Origin of the sequence: Pseudarthrobacter naphthalenicus, from assembly GCF_029076445.1 — a bacterium.
GTDB lineage: Bacteria > Actinomycetota > Actinomycetes > Actinomycetales > Micrococcaceae > Arthrobacter > Arthrobacter naphthalenicus.
In genome coordinates, this window is sequence record NZ_JARESG010000025.1 from 1 (window position 1) to 19,782 (window position 19,782).

Below are 19,782 nucleotides of genomic sequence, written 5' to 3' on the forward strand. Positions count from 1 at the left end.
GAATTAAGCCAAGCGGGCGGAACGACCCCGTTGTCGCACCCAAGGGTGCTGACCAGAACACGCCGCTCGACGGCCCATTGGTGGCGTTCCGCCCGCCCCACAACCGCCTTATTCAGCAGGCTCCTAGCCATGGACGGGACCAAGCTGATGGACCTGGCCCGGGCTGGCATCCCTTGGCGGCTGGACCCGCGCATCCCGGCCGACCAGCAGACTGGGGAACGGGTCTACGCCGGCAATGACCGAGACCGCGGGCATCTGGTCCGCCGCGCCTCAGCCGTGTGGGGCGACACCAGGGCCGAAGCAGCCCAAGCGAATGAGGACACGTTTCACTACACCAATGCCGCACCTCAGGCAGCCAAATTCAACCAGGGTGCCGAGCTCTGGCTGGGGCTGGAGTCTTACCTGCAGGAAAACGCCACCGACAACAGCCGCCGCATCACGGTATTCACCGGACCAATTTTTGGCTCGACGGACCCGGTGTACCGGGACGTGGACATCCCGCTGAAATTCTTCAAGGTTGCAGTCTTGCTCTACCAAGGGAAGCTGGCAGCAACCGGCTACGTCGTGGACCAGACACCGGTCTTGGCGGACCTTCCCGACGTTCCCAAACCCGGCGCCACCGAAGAAGCTCCCCCGCCCGGGGCCTTCCGGACCTTCCAAGTCCCATCCGGGACATCGCGGCCCTCACCGGGCTGGACCTCGACCAGCTTGTCGCCGTAGACCGGATGCCGATCGCCGCGGCCCTCCCCCGGGCCCGGGTCAGCTCGACATGGCGGGAGCTGCACGCCCCCGAAGACCTCGACCTGGACTTCGACCTCGGCGGCTAGCCAGGGAATGTGGAGAGCTGGTCGCGCTGGAGGGGACTGGCGTCTTTTGGCACCAGGTGGGCCGATACGGACGCTTAGCCGTGACGCCGGATGCCAGGGGGTTGGGGACGCCCGGCTACAAGCCAGGCCAGCCCGCCGACCACGCTTCCGAGGACAAGCAGTAGCAACTAGGCGTCCCTGCTGAAGGTCCGCATGTCGCGCTCGTCTGTCTGGCTGAAGTCGACGAGGCTGTATGCCCAGATGGCCAGGCACGGGATGAGGACCAGCCAGGGCAGCAACGCGTTGAGACTTGCCGTGCTCACTGAACCAGTATGCGCCCGTCTTGCCCGGGTGGCGTGGAAGGTCGAATGCTCGGCCTGCCGATGTCAACGCCGCCATTCATAGGTCCCAACATCGTCCACTGCCGGGCAGCGTGAAGAAGCTTGCCGGGTCGTCGGCGCCCAGGATGTCGTGGTGGAAGGCGATGGCGTCCACCGGCCGGGTGCCCACGAACAGGACCGCGACCGTCCGAGAGTGGACCACCGTCCATCGGGTGAGGCCCTCCACCCAGGAATGGATCCCGGTGTACGCTGCGACGTCGAACCCGTCACCGAGCAGTCCCCGCTCCGCGAGCAGGTCATAGACAAGATTCCAGGCGAGATCCATCAATTCATGGATTGCCGCCTCAACAGTTGGAGCCGTCATAACTCCATGGTGCTCCCGTGCACAGACAGCCTTGGGGAGCCGGCGGGCGTGTCTGCGGACTGGTCCGGCCGGTGTTGGCACGGCCTGCACCCAAGGGGCCGCCTGTTGAACCCGGTCCCGGGCGGGCGTAGCCTGTGGGTCATCATTCGTCTCCAAATGAGGTGGCGCTGTGGACAGCATCCATTATGAGCTGGGGAGACATCGGGCGGAGAAGTTTCGTCGCGGCAGTCTAGCGTTGCGTCTGCTTGGAACCTGCGCAGTTTTGATCCTGGCACTACAGCTGGGCGCGTGTAGCGGTGAGCCCGGAAGCTCGGGTGGTTCGGGCGGGTCTGGTGCAACAGTGCCTCCGGCAGTGGTCCCGGATATCGGGTGCACGCCGAATTGGCCGCGTCGGGACAGTCCCCGTGCCCAGACTTCGGAGGAACTCAAATACGTCGATCTCATCGTCGCCTGCGTGAACGACTCGACGGGATCGGTTTCGCTGACCAATAAGAGCGACATGGTCTGGGCGTTCTATTCAGACTCCGCGGTAAATGTGTCTCAGGAAGCGGCGGAACTGAAGGTCAAGGAATTCCATGCGCTGGCATCAGCCGGCATGTACGCCTACACCTTCATGGCCCCCTCGGAAACAATTTCCGTCGATTCCCCGCCTGCTTCGTTCGAGTGGGTCATCCATCCTGATCTCAGCCTAGCCTGGATGACCAACGACTTTGTGTTGAAGCAAGTCGGGAAGAAAACCCCCTCCGCGCTCAGGTCGGCGCTCACGAGCGGCTCGGCCGTCCGCCAAGCGGTATGGGATTGCACCAAGGCTGTCTATGACCTCGCCCTGCAGGTTCCCAGAGTCCTTTCGCCTCAGTACGACCCTGCGGAACTGATCAAACAAGGGTTGGGCATAGCAACGTCATCAGGCAAGTGCGGATCATCGTGGGCGGCTGCGGAGAAGGAAGCCGCCGCGGTAGCAGCTCCGCTCCCCTCCTTCGTGCAGATGGGTGAAGAAGCACGCAATGCCCTGAAAGGCTCGGGTGAGCTTGCCGAAAAGTCAGGGAGTCTCCTCAAGGGAGTGGTGGCACTCGAGAAGTCGGTCTGCAAGGCCAGCACCCGTTGCTAGCCGGACAGGGCCAAGCACTATCGAACACGGAACTCCCTGAGCCCCTCCGGCTGCCCTACACGCCAGAGGCCCGGGCGTTCCTGGAATCCTACCTGCACATGCTGCCGGGCCGGCTGGAACGCATCCTTGACGGGATCCACGACGAGGACGACGAGTCATCCCATGACGCCGTGCTGAGCCTGAAGGTCACCTCTTCCATGTCCGGGGTAGGCAGTTCGGTCTGGCCCCGGTCAGCGCCGACCGCCTCAGCACCGAAGTTTCGGCCCTGCACAAAACCGCACCCGAAATCTTGGCCGACGCCCACCGGGACCTGCACGGCATGGCCGCCTGACATCCAGCGGATTCGCCTGCCGGACCCACTGGTGCCGGCCAGGAGAAATAGAGTACCGGCTACTCGTGCCCCACCCCCACTTGACTGCGTAGCGTCGAGGGAAGGCCCTGTGAATAAACCAGGGCCATCACCATAGGGGAGGCGACAATGAATTTCAGGCTGACCAGGCCAAGGGTCCACACGAAACATGCGCGCGGCCATGCTCTCGCGGTCCTGGTGCTTCTTGTGCTTCTCGCGGCCGCTGACCCGCTGCACGGTGACCAGCCCCATGGCGACGGGACACCGCCCACCCATTCCGCGCCATGATGCCCGCGGCCGGGGTTGAGGGAGAACCGGGAAGAGACCGGGACAAAGCCCTGCCCCTTCTGGATCATGTGACCCTGGACCGTCTGCGGAGGGAACTCGATGATGACCAGGGACTGTGGAAGGTCTTCGTGGAAAACTTCATCGCCTACCTGCCCACGCGATCTGAACGGCTCCGCGTGTCGCTGACGACTGGGGACTACACCGGCGCCCTGGACGCGGTCCTGGGACTGAAAACTTCGAGCCAGATGGTGGGTGCCGAGCGGCTGGCGGAGCTTGCTTTCGATTTGGAGAGGGACATTCGACTGGAAGCCAAGACGGATCCTGGACGGGTCCTGCCGGGGTTCGCCGCGGCCCATCTCCCCCGGATCGAAAGATGCAGCAAGCAAACCACGCATCCCCTGCAGAAGTACTTGGACATGCGGCAGGCGCCGGTCATTTAGCAGCAACCAAGGATCCGGCCAACCGAATGTCCGGTAATTCGAGTACCCGCTAGGTGCTGATCCTCAGGGAGGCGACCAGGAGCATGATGCCCACGCGAATGACATCCGGCAGCCGGGTCTGGTTCAGCAACCAGGTCAGCACCTCGGCGATGGTGTCCTGCTCGTTATAGGCAGGAATGACGCACGCGCTGCTTGTCCGGGCAGCGTCGGGTTCTTCATCCCGGCCCGTGATGACGGATAGGTAGCTGCTTTCGGGTCGCGTCTCCGACGTGACGGTCATGATGCCTCCGAGTTCGATGAACTGATGGCATTCAGTCTGCAAAGAGTGGCTCAAGGGCACTCACCCTAACAGCGCCAAGAAAGTCCAAGAAATCTCTAAGACTGTATTCAGATTCGCCTAACACAGCCTCACCACGAGCCCAGGCTCGTGTTGCCGCTCGACTCCACCTGGTAGCCGGGGCTTTCCGACTCAGGTAGCCGCTACTCGTGAACCCGATCAGAGGTCAGCTTAGAGTGGACGGCAGGCCGGCGGTGGGCAGTGCGGACGAGCAGGAAGCCCTGCCGCCCAGACGCCGCCGGCCCTCAAACAGCTTAGTGACCCTATTCCGTGCGGTTGACGGTGGGCTTGTGGCCTTCCGGGACCATCGCGTCCATGGCCGCTGTGGCTTCTTCGTAGGTGTTGCCGGAGGCCGTTACCGACCCTGCCCACCCTCTGGGTTTTCGATGTTTCCTGGAATCTCCACCCCAGTACTTTAGCCCGTTGAGGCAACGAGGTCCGCCTCCTCGGCGACCCGAGGTACGGGTAGTCTGCGCCTCAGAATCAGGTACCGCCAGCCGTGTACCTTGTCCGCTGGCTCCCCTAATGTGTGAAGCGGGGCCCGGCGGTGAGTGGTGCGTTCTGAGACCGTGCACACCACACCCAGCCACCGCCGGCCCCCTCCACCGGTCCCTGACGTCGCTTCAGCGGGGCGTTACGCTTTCCTTCACCCGTCTTGGCGCGTGCCCGCGGGCAGAAGGAGGGGGCAGCGGGGACTTTAGTCCCTACTTCTCAGCTACTGACGGGCGTGAACTGGATTGGTCCTCCCGGCAATAAGTCCCGGAGCGAGCGAGGGCCCGATGGCCGGCCCGTCCGTCCGCCCAGAACTGACGACACTCTAAGTAAGATTCCACACATCCTCAGCATCCTCCCGACACACTGCGGCAGCCTTCCTGTCGTGCCCGCCCACGCGGAACGGAGGCGAGCGAGGGAGGAGTACAAAAAAGGGTAACCACTCATGAAAAACGCACTTCGCATTATCGGATCCGCTGCCGTCACTGCTGCCCTGGGTATGGGTGCCAGCGCACTTCCTGCCAACGCCACTGCCGGCGCCGCTATGAGTTCCTACACCCAGACGTCGTCCCATTACAGGCATGATGTGCGCGACACCAACAGGCACGACACACGGCATGGCTGGTTCGACAAGGACAGCCGGTGGCACGACTTCAACGACGATTCGGGCTGGCGTGACGATAACGGTTACTGGCGCGCTGACAACGACCACAACGGCTACTGGACGGGCCAGGACGGTTGCCGGCACGACAAGAACGGCTACTGGGATCACAACGGGCACCGGCACGACAGCAAGAAGCACCACCCCGGGCGGTGACTCCACCGGGCGTCGGTGACCTCCGTCCAGCCGGTGGGGCCTCGAGTAGGGGCGGAATTCCCGGCATGGCATCACGGGCCTCCCCCACCGATCCGGCGGCGGCCGGGGCAGTGCGGGGAGGCCCTGGCCCGCATGCCCGTCTTCGCCGCGGTACACGTGTCCGTCACGTTCTTCGGGGCGCGGTCGTGACGTCCACACCAAGGAGCTGACCGCTGAGGGACTGTCTGTCTCTACGCGTCCGTCCATGGGACATTAGACCCTATGGGGCACCTGCCTGTCTGGCTAGCTTGAAGACATCTGCAATTGTCATCGAGCCCTACCGGTCAGGAGTACCAATGGCGGGAGACACATCCTCAATGCGAGTTTCCCGCGTGCCTGTGCGGCAAAGCCCCTGGCAGCTAGCACTGACTCTGGTTCTCACGGCCGTCGTTGTGAATCTTGCCGCCGCCCTGATCCTGGACACCTTCACCGGCTGGGACAGCCTGTACCGCCGGCTGGCAGGAGTTCTGGTGCTGGCCGCCATGGCGGTTGCAACTGCCGTATTCACCCGATTCCGCTTCACCTGGACCGTCAGGTCCGGCCGCCTGTTAATCCTTCCGGCGGTCCTGGCCGTGCTGCCCTTCCTCGCCGGCGTCCAACCGGTCGAATCGACCGTGCTCACCACCATCCTCGTCGGGGAAGCAGCGACCGGGATCTTTGAGGAACTCTGGTTCCGCGGACTGACCCTGTCGGCGCTGGGCCCGTGGAGTCCCATAGCTGCCGCCATGACCGTTTCTGCCCTGTTTGGTCTTTCCCATTTGACGAACATTGCCTACGGCGCGGACGTCGCGGTGACGGCAGCCCAGGTGGTGGGCGCTTTCACCTTCGGCATCGGCTACACAGCCCTGAGGCTGAGGACCGTCGCCCTGTGGCCGCTGATGATGCTTCACGCCCTGACGGACATCTCCCTTGCCATCGCCAACGTCACGGGCGGGCTGCGGTGGGGCATTATGATCGGGGCGGACACCGTTCTGCTCATCTACGGCATCCTCCTGCTGAGGCAATTCCCTCCGGGGACGAAAGTCACGGACGTCGTGGGTTTGAAACTGAACGCGCCAGCAGTTACCTGAGCAGGACGGCCAGACCGATGGCGACGCTTTCCACCTACGGTAAATTCCGGTCCCTGGTCAGCTCAGGCACCGACACCGAACGGACAACCTTCTTCAGCGACGCCATCTTCGCCATCGCGATGACACTGCTCGCTGTCGAGATCCGTGTTCCCGACGTGGCTCCAGACGAGCTCCCGGGCGCTCTACTGAAGCAAGGCCCCCAGTACTTCGCCTATGTGCTCTCATTCGCGGTCACCGGAGCGTACTGGTTGACCCACCATCGACTCTTCAAGCTCCTGCGCGGCTACGATGCGAACTTGCAACGCATCAACCTGCTGGCGCTGCTCTTCATCGCGCTCACAGGCTTCGGGTCAGGGGTACTCGCACGCTATGGGGATCAGCCGGCCGGTGTCGTTGTGTACGCGGTCATCGTCAGCGGCATGGGACTAAGCTATGCAGCATTGATGCAGTACGCGTGGCACCGGAAGCTGTTCTGCAGGGATGTCGATGCCAGCCTTTTCTCCTTCCTGCGCGCAAGAAGTCTGGTCGTCCCGCTGGTCTTTCTTGCTTCCATACCGGTGTCGTTCCTCAACCCGGCAGCCGCAGAATACCTCTGGCTCGCGGTCCTCCTCCTGGACGCCGCGTTGTCCCTCATATACCGGAAACGCACAGCCACCCGGGGCCCCAGTACCAGAGCAGAAGCCTCCCCAACGTGAACAAGGGCTTTCAGGCCTTGGTCGGGGCCCCGGCGAGGACGCCCACGGAGACAGTGGATGTTTCACCAAGACCGCTTCGCTAATGCCTTCGCAGGCGGACTGCCTGCGGCCGTGTCGGACGGCTAGGCTCATTCCCGATGACTACCGCCACGCGCCGCGCACCGGATCCCGAATGGGTGCAGGTGTACCGTCAGGGGATTTCGTCATCATTGATCGCCGCGGGCGCCGGCGCGGCCTCAAGCACAGTCCGGTATCACCTTCGCCTGGCGGTCCAGGCTGACCTGGGTCTTCCCGCCGCCCACAAGGCAGCCCAGCGCTCCGTGACCCGCCAGACGCCAGCCGGCCAACGGGCACCTTGCCGACGTCATCGCGTTCTACAAGGCTGAGGGCCGGCTCCCCGCAACCAGCGGAATGACCCCGCGGAAACGAACCCTGGGCGCGTGGGTGCACCGCCGCCGGCAGGACGCCGCCGCAGGCACGAACCCTGGGCGCGTGGGTGCATCGCCGTCGGCAGGACGCCGCCGCAGGCACCCTCTCCCCCGCCTACCGGAAAGAGGGTAAGCGTCATCCCCGGGTTGGAGGTGGTAGCCAACCAGAAGGCCGACAACGAAGCCCACTGGGACCGCCGGATCGCCGAACTCGTCGAGTACCGGTCCGCCGGCAACTACTGGCCCGCCATACAGGGTTTCGCCACCGAGGAAGAACGGGTTCTTGGCGTCTGGCTGCACGTGCAGCGGATCAGCGCCCGGGACGGCACACTGACCAAAGTCCGGGAGAGTACGCTGAACAAGCTCTTGCCGGGTTGGCGCAATTGTCGGTCGCAGCGGGGCAACCGACGCTGTGTGTAGGCATTGATGATTCTGCCGGCACTTGCGGTCCGACCATTCGCGGTGGATCGACGCGGACGTCGGGCAATCGCACCGCAACGGATTTCGCCTGCGTTGCCTTTAGGATGAGAACCAAAACCGCAGGCCAACAGGGGGTACCGCTATGCCTAACGACTTATCTGCCGACCCGGAAGTGGACCGGCGCGAACTGGCGTTAAGCCGAGTGAAAGCGTGGGGCCTGCCGGTGGCGGCAGTCGTACTCGCCATGGCGTTCGGTGCCGCCAGCATCACCAACGGCCTGGCGGACCGCGAACGGACACGTCAGGAAGCCGCGGCAAGCCAAAGCGCTGCCGCAATACCTATCTGCGAGGTGACGAGCCGGACGGACCTGGTACCTGGCTCCGGAGCCCTCTTTGGCGTCAACCTGAACCTGGACGCCAAGCCATTGTCCCAATATGCCGCCGATCTCGGTCACAAGCCCGCAGTGAGCGTCTCCTTTGCGGGCTTCCCGTACACCGAGCAGGAACGCGCCCACCTGCACCAGGCCGCAAACCAGATCCGCGCTGACGGGCACATGATGCTCCTGACCCTTGAACCGAAACAGGGACTGGCCGCGATCACCCCAGGCGTCATCGCCGGACTGGTGCAGGATTTGGTATCCCTGAATGCCGAAGGCGTGCCAGTGATCGTCCGGTTTGCCCACGAAATGAACGGATCCTGGTACCCCTGGTCACAGCAACCCGTTGAGTACAAATCAGTGTTCTCTCAAATCGCCGAAGCCGTCCACGAAGGGGCTCCGGGCTCGGCGATGATGTGGGCTCCGAACTATGGCGGCGGGTATCCCTTCGCCGGCGGCCAATACGAAGCGACGCCGGGTACCCCGGGTTTCGAAGCGTTGGACACGGACCACAACGGAGTCCTGACCATGGCCGATGATTCCTACGCCCCGTACTACCCGGGAGACGCCGCGGTGGACTGGGTGGGCATGTCGCTGTATCACTGGGGCGCACGCTACCCCTGGGGCGAGAACGAGACCCCCGAGGCCAACAAATTCGCCGACCAGCTGACGGGCAACTACGTGGGTGCCAACGGCGACGACAGCCTGCTCCCCGATTTCTACCACGTCTACAGCCAGGACCACGACAAGCCTCTGGCCATCCCCGAAACAGCCGCCCTCTACAACCCGGCCGTGGGCGGGGCCCCGGAGTCGGACATCAAACGGGCCTGGTGGGAACAGGTCTTCAGCCCGCAAACGGCGGCGCAATTCCCGCAACTGAAAATGATCAACTGGTTCGAGTGGGACAAAAACGAGGCCGAAGTCAACGGCCGGATCGACTGGACAGTCACGAACACCCCAGCCGTCCGCGATGCCTTCACCACAGCACTGCCCAGCTGGCTGCACTACGGAACCGGAACCAACTGCCGGCCCGCCGGGACCTGACACCGAGGCCGACCCGTGCTGTGGACTACGTGTCAGGTAGTGAGCAAGGTAACGGGAAGGGGCCGCCGTGCCGTCGCACGCGCCAGGGACGGAACGCTGTCACATGCATCCGATTGCACTCAGCCGGTCCTCGCTGCTACGTGCAACGGAAATGCGAGAAGCTATGGTGGTCAGTTCCCGTGAGCCACCCATCCTTGGGCGGGTGTGTAGGTGCGAGGATCGACTTCCCGGGGGAACGCGCGCGGCTGACCGCGTGTACATCTTGCCCTCGCCGTCGTTGATCCCGGAGATCACAAAGGTCGTCGACCAGAGGTTCTCGAAGATGTTCCACAGGGCGCTGCCTTAGGCGTCGTTGGCTCCCATGTTGAACAGGTGCCCGAAGAAGCAGTTGGTGGCCCCGTCGGCCGAGCGGACAGTGTTGACCTGCCAGGATGCCTCGGGCAGCAAACGGCCGGCACGGACCGGCCGGACGGGTGATTGCGGTCGCCGGGGCGGCCGACCACAGGGAAACAGCCAGCAGCGTAGAGGCGGCCAAGGCCGATGCGAATGTCCTAGGCATGGTGGCCGCCGTTCCGTCGGGCGAGTTGCAGGGGGCGAAGGATGAACCAGTAGGCGGCTCCGGCAAGCCCCACGAGGAGGATACCGGCGAGGGCGAAGGCGAGGACAGCCCCGGTCGACGCTTCAGCAGACGCCGAGGTCGTGAACGCCTCGATGAGGATCCGGGCCGCCGTTTCGGAGGCCGACGCCGATGCGCTGGCTGATGCTGTCTCGCTGGCGACCGCTGCCGGGTCCGTCGGCTGCGGGGGCATGGACTTGGCTACGGCCGCACTCCCTGCCGGGGTCTCCGGATTGGTGATCCCGGTCTGGGCCCCTGGAGCTTCGCCGGCCGGGGCTTGGGAAACATTCCGACCTGGCAGGGGAATGACCGGGGCCGGTCCCTGAGGCGCCGGGTTTTGCGGGACAATCTGCAGCTGGACGGACCTCGGCGTGGGTGCGGGGGTCGAGGGCGCAGCCGGGGGTGTCAAGTTTTCTGTGTAAGGGACCGGTCGGTTATCCGGTCTGCCGGGTGGTCAGATCGGAAGTCGGTTAGGGAATTGAACGGCGAAGGCGTTCAGTGCCTGGTGCCATCCTTGGGTGCCGGTTCCGAGCTCGCCGCCGCGGGTGGTCTCGATGTTCCTGATCCCCGGGTAGATCAGTTTGATCGCGGCTTCGTCGGAGGGGAATGAGCCCCTGGTTTTGGTGATTTTCCGTAGCTGGTAGTTGATCGATTCGATCTGGTTCGTCGTGTAAATGACTTTGCGGATTTCGGGGGTGAAGGCCAGAAACGGGGTGAAGTCCTCCCATGCGTTCCGCCAGGCCAGCACCGCCCCGGGAGCCGTTGCCTGCCAGGTCTGGGCGAAGGCCTCCATCGCCAGCTCGGCCGCCTGCACGGTCGGTGCGGTATAGATCGGGCGCATGTCCCGGGCCATGGCTTTGCGGGCGCCGTAGGAGGCGTATTTCATGGCCGAGCGCAACAGGTGCACGACACAGGTCTGCACAACGGTCTGTGGGTAGATGCTGTTCACCGCTGCCGGCAGCCCGGTGAGCCCGTCGCAGCACAGGATCAGGATGTCCGTTGCTCCGCGGTTGCGGATTTCGGTGAGCACGTTGGCCCAGAACTTCGCCCCTTCCGAGGTGCCCAGCCACAGGCCCAGGACCTGCTTGCGGCCCTCCACGTCCACGCCCACAGCCACGTGGCAGGCCTTGTTCACCACGACGCCGCCGTCCCGGATTTTCAGCCAAATCGCATCGATGTAGACGATCGGATACACCGATTCGAGCGGCCGGTTCTGCCATTGGGCGACCTCATCGGCGATGACGTCGGTGACCCTGGAAATCGTCGCGGCGGAGACCTTGGTGCCATAGATTTCATCGAGGTGGGAGCCGATGTCCCGGGTGCTCATTCCGCGGGCGTAGAGGGACAGGATCATGTCCTCGACCTTGCCCAGCCGGCGGGCCCGCTTGGGCACGATGACCGGCTCGAAGGAGCTGTTCCGGTCCCGCGGGACCGTGACTTCCACCGGTCCTTGGAGGGTCTGAACGCTCTTGGTGGTCTTGCCGTTGCGGGAGTTACCTGTTCCCTGCCCGGCGGGGTCTCCGGGTTCGTAGCCGAGGTGGTCGCTCATCTCGGTTTCCAGGGCCCGCTCCAGGACGGCTCGGGTCATCCGGGAGAGGAGTTCCTCAACGCCGTTGCGGCCCTCTCCCAGGTCCTCCGCAGCCGTGACGAGGGCGTCGATCTGGTCAGCGCTCAACACGCCTTCAAGAGGGTTGGTGGTCATACTAATTTCGGCCAAGAGGGCCCGTCCTTTCAGGGGTGAAACCGCAGGTCACACCCTAGTTAGAGACCGGACCCTTACACACTCAATGAAACACCCTCCGCAGCCGGACCAGCCGGCAGACCGGACAACCGACCGGTCCCTTACACAGAAAACTTGACACCCCCCATCTTCAGCCCCAAATACGAGCCGCCCGGGGACGGAAGGCCCCACGCCTCAGCGCCCGTCTTCGGCTGGTCAACAAGAATCATCACGTCCCTGGTGCTCCCGCACCAAAATGGGCATTCACTTGCTGCGGCGAACCGCTAGCACGATGTACAAGGCGACGGCCACTGTCACCGGTGCCCCGACGCTGACCCTTGCGCTTCCATCGTGAACACACTGAACTCGTCTACGGCGGCACTAGACGACCGACGACGACGAGAAAGAACCTTTCATCGGCATCCGGCCGCATTAGCCAGAGCATCACCGACTGGGCCGGGAACTTCCAAGCAGCCCAAGGAGAATGAGCTGGACGCTGTCACCTTCCGGCTCGCGGCAAGGAAGGTTACGGTGCGGACAGCGCAGCAGACAGAGCGCCGATCAGAATCAGACGCAGCCCTCGTTTCAGCCGCCTGCCCAATGACTGAAGTTGCCCCCTCCTCTGGTGCGTTCATCATCGTCCTTGCCGCAGCGTCGGCAGCGCTTGAAGACACTGCCGTCTTCGGCGTGTTCGACATGCCATTCGTGCCGAATATTTAACTTGCACATCAGGATCTGCAGCATGACTCGACTCTGATCCTCGACCGCATCCTCTTCGTAATTCCTGTAGTGTCCCTCATGTGCACCCTGAGGAACAGGCAATTGTCGACGGCCCTCCGGATGCATCAACGGCATCGCGGGCCACTCAAGTCCGAAGCGTAACAGCAAGCTCAAAGAGCCAGTCTTGGCCCCTGCTGTCGTCCAAACGCCTGGGACTTGAATAGAGCTCTACCCGGGCACCGTGAAGAAAGTCTTCGGGTCGTCAGCGCCCAGAATGTCGTGGCGGAAGACGATGGCGTCCACGGGCCGGGTATCCACGAACAGGACCGCGACATCGCAAGAGTGGACAACCGAATAACGGATCAGGCCCTCCACCCAGGAATGGATCTCCGTGTACCGCTCGACGAACAAACCATCTCTGAGCAGGCCACGCTCTTCGAGGAGATCGAAGACAAGATTCCAGGCGAGATCCATAAGTTCATGGATGGCCGCCTCAACCGTTGGAGCTGACATACCTTCATGGTGCTCCCGGGCGCTGACAGTCTTGCGGAGCCCACAGGCGTGTCCTGAAATTCCTACCACAGGACGGCGCGCAGCGAGGGTTCGGCCACCCCGCACCCTATGCATGGGAGGAATTCGATAGACAGCCCTACGAACCCACCACACCATGACCCGCCCCCGGAAGAAGAGTCCGGATCCCACACACCTGCACTCTATCGGCGGATCATACGCCGGCCACAGGGACAACCCGAGGCGTTCCCGCTGAACCGGGAACGTCCAACGAAACCCACGATCCGGGCCGCAAAGTCATGTCGCCTGCAACAGAGAACATCATGAAGTGGTGAAGGCATAACCAAGAGGAAGGCACCAAGAGGCAAGCCTCAACGCCGCCCCTGCACAACAGTGTGCACAATGTGCACACCCCCTTTGGCCGGACAAACACGCTACGAGCGCACTCCCCCTGGCTCGCAGAAAGCACTATCCGACGAAGATCCAGAAGAAAATTCCACTTCGTCATGTCGTCATCACAACTCCTGACCATGAATGAGTGAAGGCCAACAACCGGCCACCGGAACGCCCAGGAAGGACGACACCTGACCTAGATTCCAACCGGAGAGGGCCCAGCAGCCAGACCCTGACTCCGCCACCCACACAACTTCATAGGCCACCGCGGCGCCAGGCACAGACCGCGGCCAGAGTCAGAGGGACCAGCCGAGGCACAATGTGCACACATTAAAGCAAAAACCCCTCTGACGAGGGTCATGCTGTGCCCGAGGTGGGACTCGAACCGGGTTCCAGCCCTTGAATTTCCGCCACTCCCCCGCAAACATCGCCAATCCGGGCCAGTCCGGCACCAGTACGACCCAGTCCGAAGCCCAGGGTGTGCACATTGTGCACACCCCCTTTTTGCCCACTTCACCGCCCCAACCACGCTGCTTAAACGGCCGCCCGGGCGGGGAGCGATTTCGCCGAAAAATGAAGAACGGGCCTCTGGAACCGGACAGGCGCCGAATGTGCACCGCACTACGGGGCAGCCCTCCTGCTGGAAATCGACGAACATCATGGTGGCGGGTCCCTCCTTTCCGAACGTCTCATGGAGAAACGGACAGCGACCTGCATGACCAACCGACCCGCTTTCAAGGATCCTCTAACGGACCGGCTTACGGGCAGCTAGTTCCGTCTTGTCTTTACTCTGCGGCTTTCGCCGGCGACGCGATCAGGACCAGGGTGCCGATGGCGTCTCCGCCCTCCAGCAGAGTGTGGACCCGAGCCGCCTCCGATAGCGGGATGCGCCCGGCGATCACCGGCCGGATCCGCCCGGCCTCGAGCAACTCGTAGAGGGTTGCCCAGGCCGCCAGCAACGGACGGCCGTCAAGCCGCCAAAGCCCCGTGCTATAGGACCGGATCCTCGCCCCGCACCCAGCCTGGTTGTGGCGCACTGCCCGGAGTAGCAGGCGCAGGGTCCTGCCCGGGCTTCCGGGATTGGCGTACTCCACCAGCACACCCCCGGAACGGAGCACCGCCAGAGCGCGGTCCACCCACTCACCGCCTACCCCGTCGAGCACCGCGTCCACCCCCTCAGGCTCGAGACGCCGCACGATGTCCACGACGTCCGCGCCCTGGGCGTCGAGGGGCAACACCCCGTGGTCGGTGAGCCAGTGGTACTTCGCGGCGTCGGCGGCCCCGTACATCCTCAATCCCAGCAGCTGACCCAGCTGCACTATGGCGCTGCCGATCCCGCCGGCGGCTCCGGTGACCAGGACCGCCTGCCCGGGCCGTATCCGGGCCGCACGGGAGAGGGCCTGGTGGGCAACCAGGTAGTTCAGGGCCACGGCCACCACCTCACCCGCATCCAGGCTGGCAGGGATCCGCATCATCGGATGCCGGCGCACGAAGACGTACTCTGCATATCCGCCTGTCTCCGTCAGCACCACCACCCGATCCCCAGGCGCGACGGCGGTGACGCCTTCCCCCACTGCGTCCACCACGCCTACCGCGGTGTAGCCGGGTGTGAATGGGAACCGCGGCGGATATGTCGATATTCCTTGGCGCATCTGCACATCGACGGCGCTCACGCCGGAGGCTTCAACCCGGACCCGCGCCTCGCCCCTTCGAGGTTCCGGCAGCGTGCGGAGCACGACCTCCAGCACATCCGGCCTGCCGGCTCGGACCGCGACCACGCTGCGGTACTCCGAGGGTACCCCCTACTGCGCTGTCTTCGTGGCTGCACGAAGGACCGCGAGGGCGCCAGGGTGCCGAGCCCCCATGGCGAGCGCATCGCGGGCCCAAGTCAGGAGCAAGGCGAGAGCGGAGTGTGGCGCGATCGTGTGGATCCCGACAAATGTCCATACAGCTGCCATGAGAACCTCCAGGAGCAGGACATGAGGAGTATGAGGAAAGAACCCAGCGCGTGGTTCTTCTCCACTGTCACAACTCTGGGGGGCGCAGACTAGGGCCATTCGCCTCGCACGCAGATTGCAGTTGAGGACGTCCATTGCTCCAGCCGGGCCTGCGTTCCCTCGCGGCCGGGTGCGACAACTGGGCCCCGACGGGCGTGCCACGCACAGCTGGCTCGTTTCGTGCCCGTGCTACAGGCCTTCAGAAATGCGTCCACCCCAGCTGATGTGGGGGGATCCTTCACCGGAACGGGCTGAAGGTGGAACCCGCTCTGTCCGGCATACTCGGGTGAATCTTGAGCAACACGCGGCGACGACGGCGATAATCGACGTATGACTGAGCACTTACCGTCCTGGCCGACCACACCACCAAGCTACAGTTCAGTCGTTTTGCGCGAGTTCACCGACGACGACGTACATCTCGCGTTCGAGCTCGCGGACGATCCTTGCATTCCTCTCATTGGCAGCCTTCCGGCACTCCCCACCGCACAGCAGGCTCTGGAGTGGATCTGCCGGCAGCGCGGCCCGTTCGCCGAAGGAAAAGGGCCCGATATGTTGCACCGCCCCCTACAGTGGAGTCATGCTGCACTCAACCCGGCAAGGCTCCGGTAAGCCACTCCTCCTGATCCATGGGCTCGGTTCCAGTATTGGTAACTGGAGCCCGGTAGTCCCGGCGCTGGCCGCTGAACGCGATGTCATCGCCGTCGACCTCCCCGGTTGCGGCGAATCCGCGCCGCTGACCGGCGAAACCACCATTGCCACGCTGACCGATGCCGTCGAAGCCTTTATCCGCGACGGGGAACTGGGTGACCTTGATCTGGTAGGCAGCTCCATGGGCGCCCGGATGGCGATGGAAATGGCACGGCGAGGGCACGCTGGCACCACGATCGCACTGGACCCTGGTGGATTCTGGAATGACCGCCAGGCAGCGATCTTTGGTGCAAGCATCAAAGCATCCGTCGCACTGGTGCGCCGCATCCAACCGGCGCTGCCCTTCCTCACCGGCAACCCCGTGGGCCGCACGGCCCTGTTGGCTCAGTTCTCCGCCCACCCATGGAAGCTGCCGCAGGATCTAGTCCTGCATGAGCTTCGCGGGTTCAAGACGTCGACCAGTCTGGACCCGGCCCTCAACGCACTGATTCACGGACCACGCCAGGAAGGCGCACCGGCCGGCTCACTCAAGGGCAATATGGTCATTGGATGGGGGCGGAAGGACAAAGTCACCGCTCCCAGCGAGGCCGCGCGGGCCACGGAGCTATTCCCGGATGCAACGCTCCACTGGTTCGAAAACTGCGGTCACTTCCCGCACTGGGACCAACCATCGGAAGCGGCGCGCCTGATCCTCGATAGCACCAGCTGAGCTGCGGCTGACCGCCTGGGCGGAGCCATCTACGTTGAGTTGGCTTCAGAAAGGTGGAACCTGCGACGGCTGGGGATGATGCCCCGGCCTCGGGAGGCATCGACGTCGCCGGTCCCGAATTGGGGAACCGGCTTCACCTGGACCGCCGCCGCTAGGACGCGGCGGCGCTGGCCGTCAGCGCGGTGATCCATGTCCAGCTCGCCCCCGGCTATAAGCGGGCAGCCCCCGGCGGTCTCGGACAAGGGACCCTGTTTCTGGTCCAGGCCGGAGCCGCGGCCCTCGCGGCGGTGTTTGTGCTGCTCAGAGGATCCCGGACCAATTTCGCCGCCGCCGCCGTGGTGGGATTCTCGTCCCTGGCCGCGGTCATCCTGTACCGGTACGTCCAGGTCCCTGCCCTCGGGCCGCTGCCGTCGATGTACGAACCGGTCTGGTACACAGCCAAGACCATCACGGCAGTCGCCGAAGCGGCTGCCGGTGCCCTAGCGGTGACCGTATACGCCCTGCAGCACAAGACCCGGCCAGGATCACGTCCGGCTGCAAGGGGCCGGCGCCGCGGGGCTTCAACGACCTGACCCTGACCCCATTTCTGGCCCGGGTAAGGCACTTCGGTGCCGTACGGTGGCGGGCTGACCCAAGGGCACGTCGGCCGGGTCACATTCCCACCCATCCATTCCCGGTACTGCTCCGAAGTACGTCTGGCCCCTTCCGGGGTGCGAGGTCACACGCGCGTGTATGAGGAGATTTATTCAATGAAGAAGACCCTTCGCCTTATGGCGGTCCCCACCTTGGCTTTGGCCGCCCTGGCGGTTTCCGGTTCTCCCGCGATGGCAGCGGACCACTCCTACCAGTCCACTTTGGCTCAGATCAATGGCAGCACGGGCGCCGGCACGATCACGGTCGATGTCACGGGCAACCAGGCCCACGTTGTCCTGAAGGTATCGGGCATGCCCGCGACGTTCATGGACGCCCCGTACCCGCACGTTCAGCACATCCACGGCGGCGCCCAGGGCACCTGCCCGGCACCCACGGCGGATAAGGACGGCGACAAGGTCATCTCCACCACCGAAGGCGCCCCGTTCTACGGCGGAATCGTCACCACCTTGTCCACCAGCGGCGACACCAGCCCCGCGGCTGGCCTTGACCTGAAGGTCGGCGGCCAAGGCGCGGCCTACACCGTAGACCGCACCTTCGAACTGAACGCCGAGACCAAGGCAGCCCTGGAAGCCGGAACCGCTGTGGTCGTCGTCCACGGCCTGGACCCCGCCACCCTCAGCGCGGCAGGGCAGGCCGCCAAGAGCGACCTTGCACCGACCCTTCCGCTCGCCGCCACCTCCCCCGCACTATGCGGGACGCTGAAGGCAGGCCAGATGACCATGCCGGTCGGCGGCGCTGACACCGGAGTCACCGCGGAAACCGGGACCGACACCGGCGCCCTCGCCGTCGGTGGTGGCCTCGCCCTGGTCGCGCTCACCGGCGGAGCCTACGTGGTCCGCCGCCGTACCGCCGGTGCAGCGGCCTAAGCACCGGCTGACTGGATCGTTACTGTGAGCACAAAGAATCCCGGCCGCCTTGAGGGCCTCCGTGCCGCCACGGCGGCCGGGGTTCTGCTCCTGCTGACCCTGGCCGGCTGCAGTGCAGGAAGCAGCGGAACCCCCGACGCCGCCTCCCCACCCTCGGCGTCCGCCGCCGCGCCCGCGGCGGCCAGCCCCGCCGCGCCCGGTACCGCCCTCCCGGCTCCTGCTCCATCGAGTCCGGCTGCTACACCCCCGGTGGCCGGTCCCGCGGTGCTTCCCCGATCCGAGCCGGTGACCCTGAACATCCCGGCCATCGGTGTGCGAACCGACCTCCTGAAACTCGGCCTCCGGGAGAACGGCTCCCTCCAAGTCCCGCAGGATTCCGGCAGCGGTGCGCCCGCCGGCTGGTACAACGGCTCCCCCACCCCAGGGGAACGCGGTCCCTCCGTCATGCTGGGCCACGTCAACGCACTCGGCGGTGCCACCGGAGTCTTCGCAGATCTCCGCAAAATCACACCGGGCACTGATATCAAGGTCTCCCGAGCCGACGGCACCACAGCGGTGTTCACTGTCGATCACGGCGCGCAGTACAGCAAAGACAGCTTCCCCACCCTCGAGGTCTACGGCAACACCCCCGGAGCTGAGCTCCGGCTCATCACCTGCGACGGTTACGACCCCGCCACCCAGCTCTTCGATGACAACTACGTCATTTACGCGAAACTCAAAGCCTGAACCACGGAACTCCCGCTCCTACCGGAAGCGGCAAATGGCGCGAAAGGACTGGACATGAAACACCGAAAACACATGCTGGCTGCCCTGGCCCTCAGCTCGCTGCTGCTCTCCGGTTGCGCAGCAGCCGCCGGATCCGTCGGGCAGGCCGACACAGCAGTTATTCCCCCGTCGTCGTCAGCGGCTGCCGAAGCAGGGCACGCCGGCGGGCACAATCACGGTTCCTCCCCGTCCCCGGGCGCGCCCCAAGCCCAAGGCCCCAGCGACGCCGCCCTGATGGTGTGCGGGGACCAGCCCATGGACAGGCTCACCTCCATTCTGGATCTGGACTCGAAACCGCACACAGTCAACAACTGGGCCAACAGCACCTTCACCTGCACCTACCACCTCACCGAGGGAGCCCTGGAGATCTCCGTCAGGGAAGCAAAGGACCAAGCGTCAGCTCGCACGTACTTCGATGCCATGCAGGCCCTGGCAAAGGACGCCAAGCCCATTCAAGGCCTCGCGAACCTGGGCTTCCCAGCCTTCGAAACCGCCGACGGGTCAGCCGTGTTCCAAAAGGACAACTTCGTTCTCCAGGTTGATGCCACCGACCTGCCAGCAACCCTGGGACCTGAGAGCATCACCCGGAACGCCCTCGCCTACCAGCTCTCCACCACCATCCTGGCCTGCTGGGTCGAACACCACTGACAGGCGCACGCCGCAGATCACTACGGCAGCGCAGACGAAAGGTTTCACCATGAAAGCAAACACCAGGACACTCAGTGCCCTCGGACTCACGGTAACAACAGTCATGCTGGCTCTCTCCGGCT

The 19,782-nt window shown here is 64.3% G+C and carries 22 protein-coding genes; 14 read left to right on the forward strand and 8 right to left on the reverse strand.

The features are described from left to right. Window positions 1–129: 129 nt before the first annotated feature. Window positions 130–720: a DNA/RNA non-specific endonuclease gene (locus tag PY310_RS18480; RefSeq protein WP_275215953.1), complete on the forward strand. Its 591-nt coding sequence runs from the start codon at window positions 130–132 to the stop codon at window positions 718–720. 274 nt (window positions 721–994) lie between these two features. On the opposite strand, the gene PY310_RS18485 is transcribed toward PY310_RS18480, so the two are convergent. Both PY310_RS18485 and PY310_RS18490 read right to left on the reverse strand, forming a co-directional pair. Further along, window positions 995–1,129, reverse strand: coding sequence for a hypothetical protein (locus PY310_RS18485; protein WP_275215954.1), 135 nt, complete (start codon window positions 1,127–1,129; stop codon window positions 995–997). Between the two features lie 76 nt (window positions 1,130–1,205). Beyond that, window positions 1,206–1,511: a hypothetical protein gene (locus PY310_RS18490; protein ID WP_275215955.1), complete on the reverse strand. Its 306-nt coding sequence runs from the start codon at window positions 1,509–1,511 to the stop codon at window positions 1,206–1,208. Between the two features lie 169 nt (window positions 1,512–1,680). Here PY310_RS18490 and PY310_RS18495 point away from each other — a divergent pair, with 169 nt between their 5' ends. Further along, complete coding sequence (locus PY310_RS18495) at window positions 1,681–2,619, forward strand: hypothetical protein (RefSeq protein WP_275215956.1); 939 nt, start codon at window positions 1,681–1,683, stop codon at window positions 2,617–2,619. A 705-nt stretch (window positions 2,620–3,324) separates the two neighbouring features. Beyond that, on the forward strand, window positions 3,325–3,696 hold the full coding sequence (locus tag PY310_RS18500; RefSeq protein WP_275215957.1) for an Hpt domain-containing protein: 372 nt from the start codon (window positions 3,325–3,327) through the stop codon (window positions 3,694–3,696). Between the two features lie 49 nt (window positions 3,697–3,745). On the opposite strand, the gene PY310_RS18505 is transcribed toward PY310_RS18500, so the two are convergent. After that, a complete protein-coding gene (locus PY310_RS18505; RefSeq protein WP_275215958.1) occupies window positions 3,746–4,030 on the reverse strand; it encodes a glycosyltransferase in 285 nt (94 codons plus the stop codon). A gap of 940 nt (window positions 4,031–4,970) precedes the next feature. Between PY310_RS18505 and PY310_RS18510 the strand changes: the two genes are divergently transcribed. The 6 genes from PY310_RS18510 (at window position 4,971) to PY310_RS18535 (ending at window position 9,414) form a co-directional block, all read left to right on the forward strand. Next, window positions 4,971–5,342: a hypothetical protein gene (locus PY310_RS18510; protein ID WP_275215959.1), complete on the forward strand. Its 372-nt coding sequence runs from the start codon at window positions 4,971–4,973 to the stop codon at window positions 5,340–5,342. 335 nt (window positions 5,343–5,677) lie between these two features. Further along, a complete protein-coding gene (locus tag PY310_RS18515) occupies window positions 5,678–6,451 on the forward strand; it encodes a CPBP family intramembrane glutamic endopeptidase (protein WP_275215960.1) in 774 nt (257 codons plus the stop codon). A 17-nt stretch (window positions 6,452–6,468) separates the two neighbouring features. After that, window positions 6,469–7,146, forward strand: a complete 678-nt coding sequence (locus PY310_RS18520) for a TMEM175 family protein (RefSeq protein WP_275215961.1) — start codon at window positions 6,469–6,471, stop codon at window positions 7,144–7,146. A 137-nt stretch (window positions 7,147–7,283) separates the two neighbouring features. Further along, the gene (locus PY310_RS18525; RefSeq protein ID WP_275215962.1) at window positions 7,284–7,532 is read left to right on the forward strand and encodes a hypothetical protein; all 249 of its coding nucleotides are present in this window, start codon (window positions 7,284–7,286) and stop codon (window positions 7,530–7,532) included. Window positions 7,533–7,586: 54 nt separating this feature from the next. Beyond that, window positions 7,587–7,994, forward strand: a complete 408-nt coding sequence (locus PY310_RS18530) for a helicase associated domain-containing protein (protein WP_275215963.1) — start codon at window positions 7,587–7,589, stop codon at window positions 7,992–7,994. Window positions 7,995–8,136: 142 nt separating this feature from the next. Beyond that, the gene (locus PY310_RS18535) at window positions 8,137–9,414 is read left to right on the forward strand and encodes a glycoside hydrolase family 26 protein (protein WP_275215964.1); all 1,278 of its coding nucleotides are present in this window, start codon (window positions 8,137–8,139) and stop codon (window positions 9,412–9,414) included. A 551-nt stretch (window positions 9,415–9,965) separates the two neighbouring features. Here the strand turns inward: PY310_RS18535 and PY310_RS18540 are convergent. The 5 genes from PY310_RS18540 to PY310_RS18560 all read right to left on the reverse strand — a co-directional run bounded on the left by PY310_RS18540 (window position 9,966) and on the right by PY310_RS18560 (window position 15,151). Further along, window positions 9,966–10,439, reverse strand: a complete 474-nt coding sequence (locus PY310_RS18540; protein WP_275215965.1) for a hypothetical protein — start codon at window positions 10,437–10,439, stop codon at window positions 9,966–9,968. 45 nt (window positions 10,440–10,484) lie between these two features. Next, window positions 10,485–11,732 (reverse strand): IS256 family transposase, encoded by a 1,248-nt coding sequence (locus PY310_RS18545; RefSeq protein ID WP_275216001.1) that lies wholly within the window; start codon window positions 11,730–11,732, stop codon window positions 10,485–10,487. 603 nt (window positions 11,733–12,335) lie between these two features. Continuing rightward, window positions 12,336–12,494, reverse strand: a complete 159-nt coding sequence (locus PY310_RS18550) for a hypothetical protein (RefSeq protein WP_275215966.1) — start codon at window positions 12,492–12,494, stop codon at window positions 12,336–12,338. 204 nt (window positions 12,495–12,698) lie between these two features. After that, the gene (locus PY310_RS18555) at window positions 12,699–12,983 is read right to left on the reverse strand and encodes a hypothetical protein (RefSeq protein WP_275215967.1); all 285 of its coding nucleotides are present in this window, start codon (window positions 12,981–12,983) and stop codon (window positions 12,699–12,701) included. A 1,175-nt stretch (window positions 12,984–14,158) separates the two neighbouring features. Then, complete coding sequence (locus PY310_RS18560) at window positions 14,159–15,151, reverse strand: zinc-binding dehydrogenase (protein WP_275215968.1); 993 nt, start codon at window positions 15,149–15,151, stop codon at window positions 14,159–14,161. Between the two features lie 796 nt (window positions 15,152–15,947). Between PY310_RS18560 and PY310_RS18565 the strand changes: the two genes are divergently transcribed. From PY310_RS18565 to PY310_RS18585, 5 genes are all read left to right on the forward strand, one after another. Next, complete coding sequence (locus tag PY310_RS18565; RefSeq protein WP_275215969.1) at window positions 15,948–16,727, forward strand: alpha/beta fold hydrolase; 780 nt, start codon at window positions 15,948–15,950, stop codon at window positions 16,725–16,727. Between the two features lie 182 nt (window positions 16,728–16,909). Next, window positions 16,910–17,299 carry a hypothetical protein gene (locus PY310_RS18570; RefSeq protein WP_275215971.1) on the forward strand — a complete coding sequence of 130 codons (390 nt, stop codon included), beginning with the start codon at window positions 16,910–16,912 and terminating at the stop codon, window positions 17,297–17,299. Between the two features lie 177 nt (window positions 17,300–17,476). Beyond that, window positions 17,477–18,247: a CHRD domain-containing protein gene (locus PY310_RS18575; protein ID WP_275215972.1), complete on the forward strand. Its 771-nt coding sequence runs from the start codon at window positions 17,477–17,479 to the stop codon at window positions 18,245–18,247. Between the two features lie 24 nt (window positions 18,248–18,271). Beyond that, the gene (locus PY310_RS18580; protein ID WP_275215973.1) at window positions 18,272–18,973 is read left to right on the forward strand and encodes a class F sortase; all 702 of its coding nucleotides are present in this window, start codon (window positions 18,272–18,274) and stop codon (window positions 18,971–18,973) included. Window positions 18,974–19,027: 54 nt separating this feature from the next. Then, a complete protein-coding gene (locus tag PY310_RS18585) occupies window positions 19,028–19,660 on the forward strand; it encodes a hypothetical protein (RefSeq protein WP_275215974.1) in 633 nt (210 codons plus the stop codon). The last annotated feature ends 122 nt before the right edge of the window (window positions 19,661–19,782 follow it).